Origin of the sequence: Prescottella equi, assembly GCF_020171745.1 — a bacterium.
GTDB classification, from domain to species: domain Bacteria; phylum Actinomycetota; class Actinomycetes; order Mycobacteriales; family Mycobacteriaceae; genus Prescottella; species Prescottella equi_A.
Genome location: NZ_JAIVAH010000011.1, coordinates 119,511 through 139,468, shown reverse-complemented (window position 1 = coordinate 139,468; position 19,958 = coordinate 119,511). Strand labels below are relative to the sequence as shown.

Sequence of the window (19,958 nt, the reverse complement as noted above, 5' to 3'; positions counted from 1 at the left end):
GTCTGGTGACCCGGGACACGCTAACGTGCGGTGGCCGGTAACCGGTTACCGGTCAATCGGCCCTTGCGATGGAGAGAAACATGACATTGGCGTTGGCTGCCCTATCCCACGCGCCGACCTACGGGCTCGTGGATCCGGGTGGAACAGTCCAGACCGAACTGGATGCGGCTCTGGACGCGGTGCGGGCTCGGGTCCGCGAGTTCGATCCAGAGCTGACGATCGTCATCGCCCCCGACCACTTCAACGGCGTCTTCTACGACATGCTGCCCGCTTTCTGTGTTGGCGCACAGGCCAGCAGTGTCGGGGACTGGGGCACCGCTCCGGGCCCGCTCCCCGTCGACACCGAGGCCGCGCGTGCACTGTCGTCGGCCCTCCTCGACGCGGGCCTCGACATCGCCCGCTCGGAAGAGCTCGCCGTCGATCACGGCACCACGCAGCCACTCGAATTCATCTTCGGCCGAGGCTTCACCGACAAGATCGTCCCGATCGTCGTCAACAGCGTGGGCCTGCCGCTCGGCCCGATCCAGCGCTCCCGCCTGCTCGGCGAGGCGATCGGCCGGTGGGCGCTCTCCACTGGTAGAAGGGTGCTACTCGTGGCGTCCGGCGGACTCTCACACGATCCGCCCGTCCCGGTGTTCGCGGACGCGACGCCCGAACTTGCCCACCACCTCATCAGCGGCGGCCGTCACATCACTCTCGAGCAGCGTGCCGCCCGCGAACAGCGGATCCTCACCACCGCCGCCCGCAACAACGCGGGTGAAAAGCTCATGCGCGACATCAATCCGGAGTTCGACGCGGTCATGATGGACACCTTTTCCGCCGGAGACCTCGATGTCGTCGACGCGTGGACCACCGAGTGGTTCCACGAGGAGGGTGGTTGCGGGGCGCAGGAGATCCGTTGCTGGATAGCCGCATTCGCTGCCCTGTCCGTCGCCGGCGGATACCGCGTCGAGCGGTCCCATTACTGGCCCATCCACTCGTGGGCGACCGGCTTCGCGGTCATGACCGCCTCGACCACGGCCTCGGAAAGCCCCTCATCCGTCGTCACCGATTCGATTCAGGAGATTCAGCAGTGAGCACCGCACAGCAGCGTCCCACCACTTTCTGGGAGGAGATCGCGGACGTCCCGCACACCCTCGAGTATGTCCAGGTCGGCAAGTGGAGGACTCGCGTCTTCACCGCCGGGCAGGGGCCGGACACGATCGTCATGCTGGCCGGGACCAGCGGGCACATCGAGGCCTTCGCCCGCAACATCCGGGCGTTGGCCGCGGAGTACAAGGTGGTCGCGTACGACTTTCCGGGACACGGCTACACGACGCACGCCACCGCGGACCTGGAGATGCCGCAGTACATCGAGCACCTGCGGGATCTGCTGGACGTGCTCGGACTGGAGGCGCCGGTTATCTGCGGTGAGTCCCTGGGTGGCTGGGTGGCGGTCAAGTTCGCCGGCGTCCACCCCGAGCGCGTCGGACGTCTGATCCTGAGCGCGCCCGGCGGGCACATGTTCCCCGAGGACCGCCTGAAGTTCCTGCGCGAACTGAACGAACGGGTCGCCGCCGATCCGCGGTGGGACGACGTCAAGGCCCGCCTGGAGGTCGTCATGCACGATCCGGGCCAGGTCACCGACGAGCTGATCGCCGTTCGGCAAAACATCTACGCGCAGAAGACGTTTCCCGAGTCGATGCATCGGATCATGTGCTTGCACGATCCGGAGATCCGCTACCGTAACCGTCTCGAGGACGCCGACCTCGAGAAGATCATCTGCCCCACGCTCTTCGTGTGGACCGGGCACGAGCCCGCGGGCCGGGAGCGTGGGGCCGAGTTGGCCGCGCTGATCCCGCAGGGCGAGTTCTTCCTGATCGAGGATGCCGAGCACTGGCCGCAGTGGGAGGACGCTGCCGCGTTCAATGCGCGGGTGCTGAAGTTCGTCGCAGACACGTCTGCAACGGAGGTTGCAGAGTGACGACCGCGGTCACCCACGAGGATGCCGCGCGGCTGCTCGCGCAGGCCGAGGCCACTCGCGTCCCGATCAGCCCGATCCGAGAGTTGTTAGCACCCAAGGATCTCGACGCCGCCTACCGGATCCAGGAGATCAACATCCTCCGCCGCGAGGCTGCCGGCGCGGTCCGGGTCGGCCGCAAGATCGGCCTGACGGCCCCCGCTGTTCAGAAACAGTTCCAGGTCGACGAGCCCGACTACGGTGTGCTCCTGGACGGTATGACCCTGTCCCATGGTGGCACCCTGGACCTCGAATGCATGATCCACCCCAAGATCGAGGCCGAGGTGGCGTTCGTCCTGGCCGCGGACATCACCGAGACCGACCTGGCCTCGATCCGGAGCGCCGTCGACTACGTCGCGCCGAGCCTCGAGGTGGTCGACTGCCGGATCCGCGACTACGACATCGACATCGTCGACACCATCTCCGACAACGCCGCCGTTGCCTACTACGTCCTGGGCGACGAGCGGGTTCGTCTGGACGACATCGACCTGCCGTCCGTCTCGATGAGGCTGACCTGCGGTGACGAGATCATCTCGGAAGGAACGGGTTCCGACTGCATGGGCGATCCGCTCAATGCGGTTCAGTGGCTCGCCCGCACCGCCATCGCCCAGGGGCGCCCGCTGCGGCGCGGGGAGGTCATTCTCTCCGGCTCGCTCGGCCCGATCGGCATCATGCAGCCAGGCAAGGCACACACAGCCGTCTTCGACGGGTTGGGTTCCGCCACCGTTCACACCACGACGACCGGAGGCGACGAATGATCAGCCGGATGAAGACGGTGGATACCGACACCCGTTGCGCTATCGAAGCTCTGGTGGCCGAGCATGCGTACCGCGTCGATCACAACCTGAGCGACAGGGTCTACGAGCTGTACACCGAGGACGGCTCGCTGACCGGCCTGGCCACGATGAACCTGCCCGATCTCGACGCGATCCGGGCCTGGGGGGCCGAGCGGGTCCATGACACGGACACCGTCGTGCGGCACATCCAGAGCAACCTTCGCCTGCGCTGGGAGGACGGTGTGCTGCGCGGTCAGCTGTACTACCAGATGCTGCGCGGCAATGCGCAGGACACCAGCAATGCGGCCCCGATCAGCATGGGCGAGTTCGACGACGAGTACGCACAGGTCGACGGCGAGTGGCGCATCCGCACGCGGATGATCAGCCGCTTCTTCTTCACCCCACCGCGGGAATCGGAGTCCGCATGACGGGCACTGACGCTTCGGTGCTGACTCACCTGTGTCTGTCATCCGGCCTGGTCGTCGAACACCTGCTGGCGGCGGGCTACGACGGGTACATCCTGGACCTGCAGCACGGCGAACTCGACACCGAGGGTGCACTCAGGATTCTGCAGACCACCTCGCGTGGAACGAATTCCGCCTACGCGCGCCTGGCCGGGCTCGATGCGGCGGTGATCGCGCGCCTGCTCGACAACGGCTGCCGGGGCATCATTGCACCCATGGTCGAGTCGGTGGACCAGTGCGCGGACCTGGTGGCCGCGTGCCTGTACCCGCCGTTGGGTGCACGGAGCTACGGGCCGGTGCGCCCCGACCTGTACGAGGGCGACGACTTCGGTGACGCCGCCAACGAGGCGGTGCTGCCGATGATCCAGATCGAGTCGGCCGCGGGCGTGGCGAACGCCGAGGCGCTCTTGTCCATGCCCGGTGTCAAGGGTGTCTATCTCGGCCCGGCCGACCTCGCCCGGTCCTACGGATTGGGCTTCGGTACGGACTGGACCACGGGCCCGGTGTGGGATGCGATCGTCACGGTGTCCGCGGCGGCCCGCGTCCGCGGCGTGCGCGTCGGGATCTTCTGCAAGGACCCCGGGTACGCGGCGTCGCTGCGGAACGCCGGATTGGTCGATTTCATCGGGCTGGCCGGTGATCTGATGCTGGTCGGCAAGGCGGCACGGAACGACCTGGCCATCTACGACCAGTCCGTCGATCGATCCTGATCAGCTCTGCCCCGATACTTTCGAAATGAAGGCATAGTCATGAAGAACAGCACTGACGTCCTCGTCATCGGTGCCGGCCCGTCCGGGCTCCTTTTATCCAACTTGCTTGCCAAGTACGGCTGCCGCGTCATCCTGGTCGAGAAGCTCCCCGAACTGATCGACTACCCGCGGGCGGTCGGAATCGATGACGAGTCGTTGCGATCCATGCAGGCCGCCGGACTGGCCACCGAGGTCGCCGCACACATCTCCCCCCAGCACGCCATTCGGGTGCTCAACGGCAGTGGTCGTGTCATCTCCGAGATGTCACCCACCACTGAGGAATTCGGTTGGTCCCGCCGCAACGGGTTCATCCAGCCCCTCGTGGACAAGGTGCTGTACGAGGGACTCGACCGGTTCGACGACGTGAAGGTCCTGTTCGGTCACGAGGTGCTCGACCTCACCGAGTCCGCCACCGGTGTCGCCGCCGAGGTGAAGGTCGTCGACTCGGACGAGACCTTCACGATCACTGCGGATTTCGTGGTGGGTTGCGAGGGCGGCCGGTCGATGACCCGCAAGTGGATGGGTGCCGACTTCGAGGGTGTGAGCACCGGTACCCGCTGGCTCGTGGTGGACATCGACAACGATCCGCTCGGGACACCGAACGCCATCTTCGGGGCCGATCCGCGGCGTCCGCACGGGTCGTTCGGGCTCCCGCACGGTGTCCGGCGCTGGGAGTTCATGCTGCACGACGATGAGCCGGACTCGCTGGTGAACGACGACCGCTTCATCTTCGGGCTTCTCGGTGAGCACGCCCCGGACCCGCGCTCGTTGGACATCGCCCGCCGTCGGGTGTTCACCCACAACGCGCGCGTCGCGTCAGCGTTCCGCAAGGGGCGGGTGCTGATCGCCGGTGACGCCGCCCACCTGATGCCGACCTGGGCGGGCCAGGGCTGGAACTCGTGTATCCGTGACGCGACCAACCTGGCATGGAAGCTGGCAGCGGTGGTCAAGGGGGACGCCACCGAGTCGCTGCTCGACACCTACGACCGGGAACGGCGCGCTCATGCGTCCGCCATGGTCGCGCTGTCGCTGAACATGGGCAAGGTGTTCGGGACCACGAACAAGGTCGTCGGCGGTGTCCGGGACGGACTCGCGCTGGCGCTGAACGTGGTGCCGAAGACGAAGTCCTACGTCACCGGCATGGGCTGGAAGCCCATGCCCCGCTACGATTCCGGTGTCGTCGTCGATGCCGTATCCAAGGAGCCCGGGCGCTCGACCGGAAAGATGCCAACCAAGCGCAGCCGGTCACTGGTCTCGAAGGTCGATAGTTCCGGTGTCGGCGCCCAGTTCCCTCAGCCGTGGGTGTCGACGGCGACACAGCCGAGTGTCCGGATGGACGATGTGATCGGGTCCGGGTGGAACATCCTCGTGTGGGGTAACGATCCGGAGCCGCTGTTCTCGGCGGAGTCGCGCGCGAAGCTCGAGCGCCTGGGCGCCAAGCTGGTCAGGATCGTGCCCGAGGTCAGACGGACCTGGACCGAATCGAATACGAGTGGCGAGGCCATCGTGATCGGCGACGTCGACGGTCGCCTCAAGCGGTGGTTCGACGATCGGCCGTTCGCGGTGGTGTTCCTGCGCCCGGACAAGTTCGTCGGGGCGGTCTCGCTCACCGGCGAGGCCGATCGGACGCTCACCGCGGTTTTGCAGTCCATGTCCTTCAAGGAGCGCGTCTCCGCCGGCTAGGGGTGGCGGAACCGTCACGGCCGGGTCACCGCCCAGAATCTGGACGGTGTCCCGGCCGCACCCGACTGCTTCCGCTCAGTCGGTGCTGGCGGGGCGAGGGTCCTCGACGCTCGCGCCGGCTCGCTCCATGCCCTGGGTGGCGAGAAAGACCAACGTGTCGACCAGCGTTCGTCCCAGTTCGTCCATGTCCCACGTCTCGCCAGCGGTCTCCGACACTACGAGGCCGTCGATCGTGGCCATGGTGAAGGCCGACAACCGGTGCGGCAGACCCGGATCCATCTCGACCGTGGGTCGACCCAGCATCTGGCGCCACCAATCGCTCATGGTCGCGGTCAAGCCGCTGCGAATGGCGAGGAACTGCGCACGTGCCTCGGGAGACTCGAGGGACCGTTCGAGGGAGAGGATCAAGCCGATCCGCCAGAATCCGTTCGTCGGATTCAACGTTCCCGTCCGGACCAGGATGAACCGCGTCAAGTGCTCTCGAATGGTCTCGCCGGTCGTGACGTCCCACCAACCGGTGCCCGCGTCACGCTCCCGAACTCCGCGCTCGAGGAGGGCGCTGAACAGATTGTCCTTGTTCTCGAAATGCCAGTACAACGATCCTGCGGGCATGCCCGAGGTCTTCGAGATGAGTGACATCGTCGTTCCGTGGAACCCTCTGTCCTGGGCAAGCTTCAGCGCGGAGTCGAGGATCTTACGGCGTGACTCCTCCGTGGTTCGATGCTCGCCACGTTTCCTCTCGGCTGTCGTCTTCGTCATTCCGAGTTCACTCCCCACCGCTCGAATCCGATCTTTTCTAGAACATTCATTCTAGAACGTTTGCGCATGACCCGACGCATCTGGATCGAGGCCTGCGCGAGCCTTCGGCAACGCGTTGTCCAGTCCTTTTGGCCCCCAGTCGTGTTCGGCCGCCCGAGGGGCCGTCACCGCTGATCGCTCGGCCCGGCGGGCCCTGCGGTCGGGGTCCAAGGTCACGTGCTTGTGCTCCACAGTGCTCTAGGTTACAGTGACGCGCAGCACTAGAACGCGCATTCTAGAACTGCTATTCCACACCGCTGGTTCGAAAGGCGTCTCCGTGATCAAGTCGTTGGCCTACGTAGGCATCTCCTGCCCGGACGCGCAGGAGTGGGCAACATTCGGCACCGAGGTCCTCGGTATGCAGCTCGTACCTCGTTCCGACGAAGGTGTCGTGCGTCTCCGGATGGACGACGCCGCATACCGGCTCGCGGTTCACCCTGCCGAGACGCGCGACGTGCGCTACATCGGGTGGACGATCACCGACGAGATCGCCGCCGAATCGGCACGGACGCAACTCGAGTCGGCCGGCGTCACCGTGCGCACGGCGACCGCCGAGGAGGCTGCCGAGCGTCGGGTCGGTGGCTACCTCTGGTTCAACGACCCCTTCGGCTTCCGGCACGAGCTCGCATGGGGGCAGGTGGTCGAGATCGGCACCTTCCAGCCCGCGCGTCCGATGTCCGGATTCATGACCGGCGAGCAGGGTATGGGCCACGTCGTGCTGTTCGTCCCCGACATTGCCGAGGCCGATCGCTTCTTCGGTCGCGTGATGGGATTCAAGCTGTCCGACCGTGTGGTCGAGTACGGCAGCGACCTGCGGTTCTACCACGTCAACGGACGCCACCATTCGCTCGCGGTCGTCGGGACCCCGGGGGTGGTCGGACTGCACCACCTCATGCTCGAGACCACCTCGCTCGATGATGTGGGCAACGCGCTCGACATCTGCCACGCGCGGGAGATCCCCGTCGTGCAGACGATCGGGCGGCACACCAACGACCTGATGACATCTTTCTATGTGTTCACGCCGTCGCACTTCCGCATCGAGTACGGCTACGGCGGCCTCGAGGTCGACGATCTCTGGGTACCGAAAACCTTTGCCTCGTCGAGCATCTGGGGCCACAAGCGTCCGTCCGAATACAAGCACCTGCCGCGTGGCCTGGTCGTCGACCGTCCGGTCACGGCCGACGCCTGAGGCGCGCAAGGAAGGACAAGACATGATCTCCGCACTTCACCCGCGGTTCGCCCGGACTCGACCGCGAATCCGTCCCGAGACCCCGGAATCGGGTCGCCGCGCGATCGACCCGGTTCACTTCCGCTCCACCATGGGCGGGTACCCGACCGGAGTCGCGGTCGTCACCACCATGCACGACGGTCAGCCCGCGGGCATGACGGTGGGGACGTTCACGTCGATCTCGATCGATCCTCCGCTGGTGGGATTCTTCGCGGACCAGGGCTCCCGGACGCTGCCGAAGATCGTCGAGTCCGGCACGTTCGCGGTGAATGTCCTCGACGCGCCGAACAAGGCGGTCTGTGATGGCTTCAGTCGTCCGAGCACGGACAAGTTCGCCGGCGTCGAGTGGACGCCCACCGCCACCGGATCCCCCGGACTCGCCGCGGCGTCCCTGTGGGTGGATTGCCACCTCGACGAGGTCATCTCCGTGGGCGACCACATCCTCGTGGTCGGGCGGGTCGAATCGCTCGACCGTAACCCGGCGGGTGCCGACCCCCTGATCTTCCACGGTGGCCGCTTCCACACTCTCACGGCGCTGGCATAGCCCGGCGCACCGGCAGAAGCTCGCGAACGAAGAACGAAGAACGAAGGAACCATCGATGTCGATTCAGACGCCCGGACCCGTGCTGACGCTCGAGTCCGCCCGCAAGCAGGTGCGCACCGAGAACTGGAACGTCCAGTACTACGAAGCCGGGGAAGGCGAGCCGCTGATCCTGCTGCACGGTAGCGGTCCCGGAGCCACCGGCTGGAGCAACTTCAACCCGAACATCGGGCCGCTGTCGACCGCGTATCGCGTTCTCGCAGTGGATATGCCGGGCTGGGGTGGCTCCGATCCCACCTCGATCGAGGCCGCCGACCATGTCGAGACTCTCCGACAGTTCATGGACGAACTCGGGATCGATCGGGCCGCGCTGATCGGCAACTCGATGGGTGGCGTGACGTCCATCCGCTTCGCCGCGATGTATCCGGAGCGGGTCTCCCACCTGATCACCATGGGGTCGGGCAGTGTTCCGCAGCCCACTCTGTTCGGGCCGGGTGGAGCCTCCGAGGGCATGAAGGTTCTCTTCGCCGCCTACCGGGATCCGTCCCTGGAGAACATGCGCCAGTTGGCGTCGATCATGACGTTCGACCCGGCCTTCGCCTCCGAGGAGCTGGCTCGACAGCGCGCCGACGCGGCGGCTCAATGGCCGCAGCATCTGGAGAACTTCGTCAGCTGCATCCCACAGGGCGGCCCGATCCGCCGCTGGCCGACGATGGAGCAGATCGCCTCCGTCACGGCACCTACTCTGATCGTCCATGGCAGAAACGACCGTGTCGTGCATTTCGAACACTCGTTGCGCCTGGTCACCGCCATCCAGAACTCGCGTCTGGTACTGCTCAACCGTTGTGGACACTGGGCCCAGCTCGAGCACGCCAACGAGTTCAACCATCTCGTCGACCACTTCATCGCGACCAACGCGTAGTCGTCGACAGCCTCGAGGAGAAAACCAGTGCTCGTCATCTCGGAACAGGTCGAGAAGCTCAGCCAGACGTTGGTGGAGCAGGCGCTCGTCAACGAAAATCTCGGACACCTGTCGCCCGAAACTGCTTCGGCCATGCGCGCGTCCGGCGTGCTCCGGCTGCTCCAGCCCAAGGAATACGGTGGCGCGGAAGCGCACCCGGTGGACTTCTACGAAGCCGCCATGGAGATCGGATCCCACTACGGGTCCGCCGGCTGGGTGACCGGTGTCGTCGGAGTCCACGCGTGGGAACTGGCACAAGCGAACCCGCTTCTGCAGCAAGAGGTCTGGGGGCACGACGTCGACACCTGGGTCGCGTCGCCGTACGCTCCCTTCGGGCGGGCCAAGCCCGTCGACGGCGGGTACATGTTCTCGGGCCGGTGGCCGTTCTCCTCGGGCACCGATTGCTGTGACTGGGTCGTGCTCGGTGGCATGGTCACCGACGCTGAGGGCGACACCCTCAAGCCTCCGGTCGTCAAGCACTTCTTCCTGCCGCGATCCGATTACGAGATCGATCACGATTCGTGGAACGTGATGGGCCTCAAGGGAACCGGAAGCAAGGATGTGGTCGTCCGCGACGTGTTCATCCCCGAGTACCGAGTTCTCGATCAGGAGAGCGTCTACAACGGTAGCGCGGCCGCCGAGCAGCGCCCCGGAAGTTCGCTGTACGCGATGCCGTTCGGCTCGATGTTCTCCGCCGCCATCACGTCGGCGACGATCGGGGTCGCGGAGGGTGCGCTCGCCGCGTTCATCGCGTACACCGAGCAGCGCAAGGCGCCGCCGAGCACCCAGTCCGACGGCAACGCCAAGCTCGGTCTCAATGCACACCATCTGGTCGCCATCGGTGAGGCCTCGGCGGACATCCAGGCCAGCCGCCTGCACACGCTCGCCGATGTGAACCGTCTGTACGAGGTGCTCGAGTCCGGACAGTCGATCACGACGGAGATGCGGATCGAGGTCCGCCGGAACCAGGTCCGTGCATCGCGACGCGCGGTCGCTGCCATCGACACCCTGTTCGACAACGCCGGCGGCAGTTCCCTCAAGACCGACCAGCCCCTCCAGCGTGCCTGGCGGGACGGCCATGCCGCGCTCGCCCACGTGCTCAACACGCCGAATCCGGTCTACGAGGCCTACGGATTCAACTTCTTCGGTGGTCAGATTCCGCCCGGCCGGATGCACTGACCACACCGCGACCGTGATCACCGAACGCACCGCGTTCAGGTCGCGCCAATTGCTCGAACACTGAGAATCCGGTCTACGAGGCTTACGGATTCATCTCTCGCGGTGGGCCAGACCCTGCCGCCCCGCATCCAACTGCACGTGAGCCGATCCTTACGTCCAGGGTGGTGCGCAGTAACTTACCCCCTGCGTCACGCACCGCGGCCCCGCCAGGGTCCGCGGTGCGTGCGACCTATGCGCTCCGAGGGAATCATCGTGGATATCAAGGACCGGATCAAAGGTTCGAAGATGAGCCGCTTCCAGGTACTGGTCGTGGGCATCTGTCTCCTCCTCGTGATGATCGACGGCTTCGACATCGCCGTCATGTCGCTGACATCACCACACGTTCGAGATGACTGGGGCATCAGCAAGTCCCTCATCGGCTATCTGCTCAGCGCGAGTCTGCTGGGCATGGCCATCGGTTCGTTCACCCTGTCGCCCCTGGCCGACCGGTTCGGGCGGCGCCGATTGCTCCTCACCGGCGTCACGATCGCATTCGTCGGCACCACTCTCTCGGTCTTCGTGCAGAACGCCACGCAACTGTTGGCGTGTCGCCTGATCACCGGTTTCGGTATCGGCTGCATGATCGCCGTGATCGGCGTCATGCTCAACGAGTTCTCCTCGAAGAAGCGCTACGGCTTCATCATGGGGTTCTACGCGGCCGGTATCAACATCGGCGGCATGGTTGGCGGCGCCGCCGCCGCGCCCCTGATCGCAGACCATGGATGGCGCGCCGCATTCGTGCTGGCCGCCGCGGCAACCGGTGTCGTCATGGTGGCCGCGTACCTCTTCCTGCCCGAGTCCGTCGACTACCTCGTGGACAAGGGCGACTTGAACGGACTCAACAAGGTCCTGGGCAAGATGAAGCACGCACCGCTGCAGGAGCTTCCGACTCGTGTTGCGAAAGAGGAGGCGCGGGGATCGATCAAGGAGGTCTTCGGCCCTCAGATGCTCGCACGCACCGCCCTGATGATGGCCGGCTATGCCTTCCTCGTCATCTCGCTCTACTTCCTGGCCAACTGGAACCCCACGCTGCTGTCGGATGCGTCCGGCAACAAGGACATGGGTGCCACCGCGACCGTCCTGTGGAACTTCGGTGGCATGGCGGGCTGCCTGGCGTTCGGTATCGCCGCGAGCTGGGTCCAGTCGCGCTTCCTCAACGTGCTCTGCCTCGCCGGCGCCGCGATCTCGGCGTTCGTCTACGGCATCGGGATCGGACATCCCGGCCTCGCGATCGCGATGATCCTCATCGCCGGATTCATGTGCAACGCGGGCGTCGCAGGCTTCTACTCGATCATTCCCCCACTGTTCCCGTCCCATGTGCGGGCGACCGGCTACGGAATGATCATCGGACTCGGGCGCCTGGCCGCGGTGGTCTCGCCGATTCTCGGCGGCATGCTGCTGGACCGCGGTTGGAGTCCGTCGAGCGCCATCGTCCTCTTCTCGGTTCCGCTCGCACTCGCGGCGGTGGCGTGCTTCATCCTGGACCGGATCGTGAAGCGCGACAGCGATGCGGAGGCGACGCCGGCTTCGCAGAAGGTCGCCGAGATGTCGTCGTAGCGGTTCGCCAACGTCGGGCCGGGCACGGGATTTCCCGCGCCCGGCCCGACGGATCCAGGGTCGGTGTCGGGCATTCGAAGGGTGAATACTGTGGGCAGGGTCGTCGTCGTGACAGGTGGGGGAACCGGAATCGGTAAGGCGATAGCGGCCGCGTTCGCCCGTGCGGGCGACAGCGTCGTGATCACCGGGCGGCGTGAACAGGTGCTCGCGGGAGCCGCGGCGGAGTTGGGAGACAACGTCCGCCCCGCGTGCTTCGACGCCACCGACTCGGACCACGTCAGAGCCTTCGCGAACGGGTTGGACCGCATCGACGTCCTGGTCAACAACGCCGGCGGCAATACCGACTTCGACCGCGACGCCCCGGATTCGCTCGCCGCCGTCGCCGCGAACTGGCGATCGAACTTCGACGCGAACGTGCTCTCGGCGGTCCTCGTCACCACCGCCTGCCTCGACAGGATGCAATCCGGCGGTTCGATCATCACCATCGGATCGATTGCCGCGGACAAGGGCGCCGGCGCGTACGGCGCGGCGAAGGCCGCGATCGCTTCGTGGAACATCGATCTCGCGAGGCAGGTGGGCCCGCGGGGACTGACAGCCAACGTCATCGCCCCCGGATTCATCGCCGACACCGAATTCTTCCGGGACCGGTTGTCGCAGGATCGGCACGGTGCGCTCGTGGCGGGCACGTTCACCGGCAGGGCAGGTTCGCCCGCCGATATCGCCGCCTGTGCCACGTATCTCGCTTCTCCCGGTGCGCGGCAGTTGACGGGCCAGGTGCTGTCCGTCAACGGTGGTGAGTTGACGTCGCGCTGACGTCCGAAGACAGTCGCGGCTCCGTCAGACGAACGGCAGACCGCGTCCGAGGAGAGCTTCGTCGGTTCCTCACCCGCCGGGCGTGATCTGACCGGTCACCCGGTACAGGCGCCAGTTCTCGGGCTCGGCCTTGCTGTCGTTCGGCATCTCGAGCACCAGCGCGCCCACTCCGCCGGAACCGGTCTCGTACATCGTCGGGTAGCGCCGGTTGACGGCGTCGGCGGTGCCGCGCTTCACGTTCGGCACGGTGATGATGTACTCCACGCCGTGCGCCGCGGGGTCGTCGAGGATCCGGACGAAGTCGGTGTCGGAGGTGATCACGAACTGTTTCGGCTTGGCCGACGACGTCACGATCGCGAAGCTCTGGACGGTGTCGAGCAGCACCGACCCCTCCGGCAGGTCGAGGTTGTCCAGGTACTGCGCGATGCGCCGTTCGGCGCTGAAGTTCCGGACGGAGTCGAAATCCGAACGGCCTCCGGCCATGATCGCGCTGGCGACCGGATACTCCAGGCCGGCGAGCCGCTCGTTGCCCATCGCGACGACGGTGACGCCTGTGGATCCGACGAGCAGCGACACCGCCACCGCGAGCAGCGGTGACGGGCCACGATCCGGGGTGGGGTCGGCGGCCGTGACCGCGAACCGGCCGGGACGGGGCGAGACGACGGGAACCCGCTGCGGTGCGAGCAGCACCACGAGGACGAAGGCGAACGGAATCGCGGTGATATAGAAGCGCAGGAACGGGAACGTCGAATCCATCAGGTACAGAAGCGACTGCGTGCCCAGGATCGAGCCGAAGATCATCGTCGGAACCAGGATGGCCCCGTCGCGCCGCCGGAACGCGAACCATGCCGCGACGGCGAGGAGCAGCGGGAGCGCCGGGGCGAGGACCATGATCTCGGTGAGGGAGAAGGTGATCCGTTCGATCTCGGTCGCCGTGCGCGTCCCCGACTGCTCGAGGATCGCGCTGTTGCCGTAGACCGACGAGAACTGTTGGAAGGCTTCGCCGGTGATGAGCCAACTGGTGAACGACCACGCGCCGAACGCGGCGAGACCGGGCGCGATCACGAGTACCGCGTCGACGGTCGCGGCCCACAGCGGATCCGTACGGTGCGCGGCCGGGGTGCGGCGTCGTCGCCACAGGCTCACGGCGCCGACGAGTGTGCCGGCGACCATCATCGGCGCGATCGCGTCGTATCGGGTCAGATATGCCAGCGCCAGCGCGATTCCGGCGGTGATCAGGTCGTGGACGCCGTCGGAGCGCATCCACCGGATCAGCCGGCGCACCGCCCAGCACACGAAGAACAGGAACGGAGCCTCGCTCATCCCGTTCGCGGCGTAGATGATCATCATGGGGTTGAGTGCGAACAGCGCGGTCAGCACCACCACGAGCATCTGTGAGCAGCCGCGGTCCCGGGCGATGCCGCGGACCTGGATCACGTTGCCCGCCATGAACGCCGCCGACACGACGGCCGCGGTCAGGTTCCAGCGCAGCAGACCGGGCCACCATTCACCGAAGAAGGTGATCGGCATCTGGGCGGCCGCCGTGAGCGGGGTGAAGACGAACCCGATCGCGGCCAGGTGCGGATCCCGGCTCAGCAGCACACCCGACACCGCGGCGACCCTCGACATCGAATCGGTGAACATGAAGCCGATGCCGACGTTCACCAACACCCCTGCGGCGCAGTACGCCAGGAAGAGCGCCGTGTACAGCAACCACGGACGACGGTTCGTCCGCCCCGCGACCGCCGGCTCACCCGGCAGCGCGGGCGCCGGTGCCTCGAGGGCGGTGGCCGTCACGAGCGGCGTCGTCGCAGCCACAGGGTCACACCGACCGCCACGACGGCCACGGCCGCGGTTACGCCGGCCACGGCGGCCAGCGCGGCGCCCGAGAGTCCGTTGTCGGCGGCATTGGTGGCGTCCGGCGTCACCTCGGCGACCTTCACACCGATCGTGAACGGCTCCTGACCCCGGGGTCCGATCAGCACGTCCCCGGTGAGGCCCGGCAGTCGACCGGTGTCGGCGGTCAGCCAGTTCAGCAACCCGTCGAGGTCCGCGGGATCGCCCGTCGACGACGCCAGCACGACGGTGCGTCGCGGCTGTTCGACGACCTGCACGGTGCCGAAGGCGCTGCTGGACGTGACGCCGCGAAGCGCCAGCACCGGCGGGTCGGCGGAGTCGAGGGGTTCGTCGATCGTGTCCGGCACGTAGCCGTCCGCCGCGACGAGAACCGCGGGCAGGGGGCCGGACACGGCCGACTCGAAGGGTTGGATCCGCGGTTGCAGGGGCAGGTAGCTCGACCGCTGCATCTGGACCAGCAGCTTGTCGGCGCGGACCAGGTCGGCGAAGTCGCCCTTGCTGAGGCCGACGTCGACCGTCGGCAGCAACGACTGCGGCAGCGACGCGAAGCCGCCGGGCAGCGGCGGCGACGCCAGCTGCGAGGTGATGGTGCTGAGCGGATCGACGGTCAGCGAGGATTCGTCGATTGCGCCGCACTGGAATTCGCCGGTGACCTCGATGGCGACGGTCAGCGTCATGTAACGCGAAAGCAGCTGCCGGGGCACCGTGGCGATCACGTCGAACTTGCCGGACGAATCGAGCGGCGCACTGGTCAGCGGCATTCCGTTCATGCTCACCGTCAGCACCCCGCTACGGGCCGCGGGCAGCGGCACGTAGGTGCCGAGCAGGTGTGCGGACAGACTGGAGATCGGACGCCCGAGTTGCGTCTGATCGATCGCGATCGGAAGTTCGATGTGGTTCGTCCCGGTCGCGGTCAGCGAGCCCATGCCCAGCTGATAGAGCGACAGCGCGTCCTGCGCGATCTCGGGCACCGTCCGCTCGGGCGGCAGCACGGAGGCGCTGGCGGAACTGTAGCCGGACAGGTTGGTGATCAGCAGGTCCATCTGGGCAGCCAAGGCGGGCCCGTCACCGGGAATCCGCAGGACCGCAGCCCCGGAGCGGCTGACTTCCAGCGAGATTCCCTCACCGGGACCGCCGATCACGATGTTGCGTTCGAACGGTGCAGGGACGGCGTCCGGCAGCGCGGACGTGCGCAGTTCGGCCAGCTCGATTCGGGCCGGCTGACTGCCGTAGTGGTTGGTGAGCGCGGTGCTCAGCGTCAGGGCGGCGTTCTGCTGTTCGGTCGAGCTGCTCTCGGTGAGGTGGATCGTCGCCTTGCGCAGCATCGGCGGGAGGAACTCGGCGGGCGTGGTCGGCTGGCGCTCGGTGCCGGAATAGGCGACCGAGGTGTCCCGCAGGGTCATCGCCGCGAAAGGGCTGCGGTCGTAGCAGCGTTCGTCGAGCGGCAGATAGTGGCTGACCAGCTGCAGCGTGACGGACCGATCGACCACCCGCAGGTCCTCGAGCGGGATCGTGAGCGGGACACCGCGTTCGGCGGTGCCGCCGGGGAGGTCGATCCGCTGGACGAGTCGCCCCTCGGACTGGACCTCGAGCCAACCTTCGCGATAGTCGGTCGGGGTGACGACGGTTCCGGTGAGTTGCGTGGCGGTGAGCCCGTCGGGAACCGGGACGGTGACATTCGTCGCCGTCGTGTCGACGGGGATGCGCAGATCCACGGGCCGGCCCAGCTCGCGGAACGAAACCGCCTGACCGGTAGTCGCCGGCGCTTCGGAGGGCTGGGCGGATGCGGCTCCGGCCTGGGTCAGTGCACCGACCGTCACCAGTGCACAGGTCGCGAGTGCTGCCCACGATCGCCGTACGTGGCAAGGCTTCCCCATGTCATCCCCGATTCGTCTCTGACCGTGTCGTGATGGCTCGGCGGACGGGCACGGGAGCCGAATCCCGTTGCCCACCTCCACCGCCCGACACGGTCGGGCGATCGGTGGCGCGGCCGTCGCCGGAACGCATCTAACCACTATGGCCGGTCAAACGCTCAATCGCTTGCTGAACATGCGTCCAAGTACCGGTCGGCGAATACCCCTCGCCGAGCGGCGAACTCGGTCGGAATCTATGGTGAATCCGTCAGTCTGGGGTAGGTCGTCGGGGAGGTTTCGCCATGACGCATGTCGCGAACGGCATCGAGGCGCCTCCCGGCGACGACCACGCCGGCGACTTGGACGCGAATGCCGTTGACGCGAAGAAGAGCTCGGCGAAAGCCCCGGCACGATTCTTCACGCACCTACGGGACCGGTCGATCTCGGTGCGGATCGCCGGCCGATGGCTCCTCATCGCGGTCTGCACGCTCGGTGCGTTCTGGCCGTCGATCCTGCGCACCGTCGACGACCTCCGCGGCGGTGATCCGCTCGGCTACATCCTCGTGATGCCGTTCCTCGCCGGGGTCGCCGCCTTCGGCATCGCCCGGCGCCGGGGCAACGAACTGCCCATCCACGACCGGCAGATCGACAGCATCGTCGGCGGCATGGGGCTGGTGTTCGCGCTCGTCATGCAGTGGCTGTTGGTGCCGCGGTACGAGGAACAGTTCAGTCTCCTGCGCATCGATCTGCTCGTGTGCCTGCTCTTCGTCGTCAGCTCGGCCGTGCTGATGTTCGGGCTGCGTCCGGTGGGCCGCTTCTGGCCGGTGTGGCTGATGCTCGCGGTGATCGCGCCGCTGCCGTACCGGATGATGGTCGTCACGCTGGGCGGGCAGTCCTTCCACGTCGCCATCGTGCTGACGTTCTTCGCGGCCGCCGCCACCGGCATCGCCGTCGGGCGTTCCCGGCGGCGGGCGGTGATCGGTGTGGTGTCCACCGTGGCACTCGGTCTGGCCATGCTGGCGGTGATCTGGTTCCTCTTCCCACACGCCCCACGTCTGGTGGTGCAGTTCGTGCCGCCCGGTGTCGCGGCATTCGGCGTCGGCATCGGGATGTACCTGCAGTACGGCTACTACTTCGACGACCGGCGAACCGCGTACTCCGTGGCCCCGCAGCGCACTCCGGCCGTTCGCACGGGGCTGCTCCGGTCGGGTCTCGTCGTCGTCGCGTGTGCCGCGGTCCTGGGCTCCCTGCCCTTGCCCCCGCCGCCGACGACCGCCGTGGCGGTGGGCCCGCTGCCGACACAGCAGACGGCGCTGCCGCCCGGTTGGTCCGTCGAAAGCAGCCGCGAGTTCGACTGGGCCGACCGCTTCTTCGGTCGCTATGCGACCCTGACCCGGGAGGTCCTGCTGGCGCAGGAGGGCGTGCCCGAATGGGATGCGCAGCTACGCCCCCGGCGCATCGTGGTCGACACGCTCGACACCCTCCGGCCCGCGAGTCTGCACGTCTACCCCGCGGACACGCTGTACCGGTCCGTCCACACCCGCCGCTCCCCCGCGATCCCGATCGACCTGGGTCACGGCGTGCAGGGTGAACTCACCACCGTCGTCGACGAGGACCTGCTGCTCACGTGGAGCATCCTGTCGTTCACGTGGACCCGCGGCCGAACGGTCGAGCGCGTCAACATGATCACCGTCGACGACCACCGTCCCGTCGCGCGTTTCCCCGAGCCCACCCCGTCGATGGCATCGGACGTGACGAACACGCTCAACGTGCTCGTCCGGGGCAACTCGGTGACCGTCGACGACCAACCGCAGTACAAGGACAAGGACATGCTCACCGTCGTCGGATCGCAGTTCGTCGAGGCGCAGTGGAAGGCGACACAGTCGTGACCGTCGAGGCCCCGCACGTCACCGACGCCTTCAAGGCGGCCGCGCTGCACGACGCCGTCGACGGCCTGCGCGAGCGGCACCCGCTGGCGTCGGCGTCGGTCGCGTTCGTGCCGTGGCAGCGCAACGTCGGCATCGTCCTCGCCGCCCTGGGCGCGGTGGCGGTCGTCTTCTTCCCGATTGTCACGATCACGGTGCTGACCGCCGTGTGCACGGTCGGCTACGTCGCGACGATGGTCGACCGTTTGATCATCTTCGCGCGCGGCCTCGACCGGGACGCCATCGTCACCGTCACCGACGACGAGGCGCGCGCGATCTCGGACGACGAGCTGCCGGCGTACACGATCCTGGTCCCCGCCTACGACGAGACCGAGGTGATCTACGACCTTGTCGCGGGCATGACGGCGCTCGAGTACCCGCGCGAGAAGCTGCAGGTGCTGCTGCTGCTCGAGGAGGACGACCACGGCACCGTCGAGGCGGCGAAGGACGCGATCTCGGTGCCGGGCGGTGAGATCGTCACGGTCGTCCTGGTGCCCGCCGCCCAGCCGCGGACCAAGCCGAAGGCGTGCAACTACGGCCTGCACTTCGCGACCGGCGAGATCATCACCATCTACGACGCCGAGGACAAGCCCGACCCGCTGCAGCTGCGCCGCGTCGTCGTGGCGTTCGGGCGCCAGTCCGACGACGTCGCGTGCGTGCAGGCCAAGCTCGCGTACGACAACGGCCGGCAGAACCTCCTCACCGGATGGTTCACCGCCGAGTACGCCGTCTGGTTCAACTTCCTGCTGCCCGGGCTGATGAAGACTCGGTCGCCGATCCCGTTGGGCGGTACGTCGAATCATCTGCAGCGCTGGGTCCTCGACGAGATCGGGGCGTGGGACCCGCACAACGTCACCGAGGACGCCGATCTCGGGGTGCGGATCGCGGCGTCGGGCTACTCGACGGCGGTGCTGGACTCGACGACGATCGAGGAGGCCAACAGCGACCCGATCAACTGGATCCGTCAGCGGTCCCGTTGGTACAAGGGCTATCTGCAGTCGTGGCTCGTCCACGTGCGTCGGCCGGTCGAGGCATGGCGGAAGCTGGGGCCGATCAGTTTCATCCGGTTCACGCTGCTGCTGGCGGGTACCCCGATCATCGCGTGCCTCAATCTGGTGTTCTGGTTCATCACCCTCACGTGGCTGCTGGGCCAGCCCGCGGCGATCGTCGAGGTGTTCCCGCCGGCGGTGTACTACGGCGCCCTGATCTCGCTGATCTTCGGCAACGCCGCCGCGATCTACATGAACATCGTCGGGTGCCGCGAGAGCGGGAACTCGCATCTGCTGCTCGCGTGCCTGACGGTCCCGATCTACTGGGTGATGATGAGCATCGCTGCGGCCAAGGGTTGCTGGCAGTTGCTTCGCAACCCGTCGTACTGGGAGAAGACCTTCCACGGTCTCGGGACGCCGAGTCCCGCAACCCCCGCCGAGTCCGCAACGCCTACCGCGCCCGCAACGCCCTCGGAGACCGAGGCGGCTTCCGCGCCCGCGACTCCCTCCGCGACCGTCACCTCCGCCCCCTGACCTCCCGCGTTTT

The 19,958-nt window shown here is 66.9% G+C and carries 17 protein-coding genes; 14 read left to right on the top strand and 3 right to left on the bottom strand.

Annotated elements, in window-relative coordinates; all coding sequences use genetic code 11:
* Positions 1-80: 80 nt before the first annotated feature.
* Genes LCL87_RS08395 through mhpA form a run of 6 tightly spaced genes read left to right on the top strand, consistent with a single transcriptional unit; the run spans position 81 to position 5,671 of the window.
* Positions 81-1,076, top strand: coding sequence for a 3-carboxyethylcatechol 2,3-dioxygenase (locus tag LCL87_RS08395; RefSeq protein WP_225018585.1), 996 nt, complete (start codon positions 81-83; stop codon positions 1,074-1,076).
* Positions 1,073-1,963 carry an alpha/beta fold hydrolase gene (locus tag LCL87_RS08390; protein ID WP_225018583.1) on the top strand — a complete coding sequence of 297 codons (891 nt, stop codon included), beginning with the start codon at positions 1,073-1,075 and terminating at the stop codon, positions 1,961-1,963. The genes LCL87_RS08395 and LCL87_RS08390 overlap by 4 nt, the downstream gene beginning before the upstream one ends.
* Positions 1,960-2,757 (top strand): fumarylacetoacetate hydrolase family protein, encoded by a 798-nt coding sequence (locus LCL87_RS25840; protein ID WP_225018581.1) that lies wholly within the window; start codon positions 1,960-1,962, stop codon positions 2,755-2,757. The genes LCL87_RS08390 and LCL87_RS25840 overlap by 4 nt, the downstream gene beginning before the upstream one ends.
* A gap of 8 nt (positions 2,758-2,765) precedes the next feature.
* Positions 2,766-3,203: a nuclear transport factor 2 family protein gene (locus LCL87_RS08380; RefSeq protein WP_225018578.1), complete on the top strand. Its 438-nt coding sequence runs from the start codon at positions 2,766-2,768 to the stop codon at positions 3,201-3,203.
* Positions 3,200-3,949 (top strand): aldolase/citrate lyase family protein, encoded by a 750-nt coding sequence (locus LCL87_RS08375; RefSeq protein ID WP_225018576.1) that lies wholly within the window; start codon positions 3,200-3,202, stop codon positions 3,947-3,949. Before LCL87_RS08380 ends, LCL87_RS08375 begins: the two co-directional genes overlap by 4 nt.
* Positions 3,950-3,988: 39 nt before the next feature.
* Entirely contained in the window at positions 3,989-5,671 is a 1,683-nt protein-coding gene (gene mhpA / locus LCL87_RS08370) for a bifunctional 3-(3-hydroxy-phenyl)propionate/3-hydroxycinnamic acid hydroxylase MhpA (protein WP_225018574.1), read from the top strand.
* 75 nt (positions 5,672-5,746) lie between these two features.
* Here the strand turns inward: mhpA and LCL87_RS08365 are convergent, their stop codons facing one another.
* Positions 5,747-6,430 (bottom strand): TetR/AcrR family transcriptional regulator, encoded by a 684-nt coding sequence (locus LCL87_RS08365; RefSeq protein ID WP_225018572.1) that lies wholly within the window; start codon positions 6,428-6,430, stop codon positions 5,747-5,749.
* Between the two features lie 316 nt (positions 6,431-6,746).
* Between LCL87_RS08365 and LCL87_RS08360 the strand changes: the two genes are divergently transcribed.
* The 6 genes from LCL87_RS08360 to LCL87_RS08335 all read left to right on the top strand — a co-directional run bounded on the left by LCL87_RS08360 (position 6,747) and on the right by LCL87_RS08335 (position 12,787).
* Positions 6,747-7,658: a VOC family protein gene (locus LCL87_RS08360; RefSeq protein ID WP_225018570.1), complete on the top strand. Its 912-nt coding sequence runs from the start codon at positions 6,747-6,749 to the stop codon at positions 7,656-7,658.
* Between the two features lie 22 nt (positions 7,659-7,680).
* Positions 7,681-8,241: a flavin reductase family protein gene (locus tag LCL87_RS08355; protein ID WP_225018568.1), complete on the top strand. Its 561-nt coding sequence runs from the start codon at positions 7,681-7,683 to the stop codon at positions 8,239-8,241.
* A gap of 55 nt (positions 8,242-8,296) precedes the next feature.
* Complete coding sequence (locus LCL87_RS08350; protein WP_225018566.1) at positions 8,297-9,160, top strand: alpha/beta fold hydrolase; 864 nt, start codon at positions 8,297-8,299, stop codon at positions 9,158-9,160.
* Between the two features lie 27 nt (positions 9,161-9,187).
* Entirely contained in the window at positions 9,188-10,378 is a 1,191-nt protein-coding gene (locus LCL87_RS08345) for an acyl-CoA dehydrogenase family protein (protein WP_225018564.1), read from the top strand.
* Between the two features lie 285 nt (positions 10,379-10,663).
* A complete protein-coding gene (locus tag LCL87_RS08340) occupies positions 10,664-11,974 on the top strand; it encodes an MFS transporter (protein ID WP_225018562.1) in 1,311 nt (436 codons plus the stop codon).
* A gap of 108 nt (positions 11,975-12,082) precedes the next feature.
* Complete coding sequence (locus LCL87_RS08335; RefSeq protein WP_510850720.1) at positions 12,083-12,787, top strand: SDR family NAD(P)-dependent oxidoreductase; 705 nt, start codon at positions 12,083-12,085, stop codon at positions 12,785-12,787.
* 69 nt (positions 12,788-12,856) lie between these two features.
* Here the strand turns inward: LCL87_RS08335 and LCL87_RS08330 are convergent, their stop codons facing one another.
* Together LCL87_RS08330 and LCL87_RS25835 are read right to left on the bottom strand one after the other, a co-directional pair.
* Positions 12,857-14,605 (bottom strand): glycosyltransferase family protein, encoded by a 1,749-nt coding sequence (locus LCL87_RS08330; protein ID WP_225018558.1) that lies wholly within the window; start codon positions 14,603-14,605, stop codon positions 12,857-12,859.
* Positions 14,581-16,464, bottom strand: a complete 1,884-nt coding sequence (locus tag LCL87_RS25835; RefSeq protein ID WP_225018556.1) for a cellulose biosynthesis cyclic di-GMP-binding regulatory protein BcsB — start codon at positions 16,462-16,464, stop codon at positions 14,581-14,583. Before LCL87_RS25835 ends, LCL87_RS08330 begins: the two co-directional genes overlap by 25 nt.
* Positions 16,465-16,799: 335 nt before the next feature.
* Between LCL87_RS25835 and LCL87_RS08320 the strand changes: the two genes are divergently transcribed.
* Positions 16,800-18,386, top strand: coding sequence for a hypothetical protein (locus LCL87_RS08320; RefSeq protein WP_225018554.1), 1,587 nt, complete (start codon positions 16,800-16,802; stop codon positions 18,384-18,386).
* A complete protein-coding gene (locus LCL87_RS08315; RefSeq protein WP_225018552.1) occupies positions 18,383-19,945 on the top strand; it encodes a glycosyltransferase in 1,563 nt (520 codons plus the stop codon). The genes LCL87_RS08320 and LCL87_RS08315 overlap by 4 nt, the downstream gene beginning before the upstream one ends.
* The last annotated feature ends 13 nt before the right edge of the window (positions 19,946-19,958 follow it).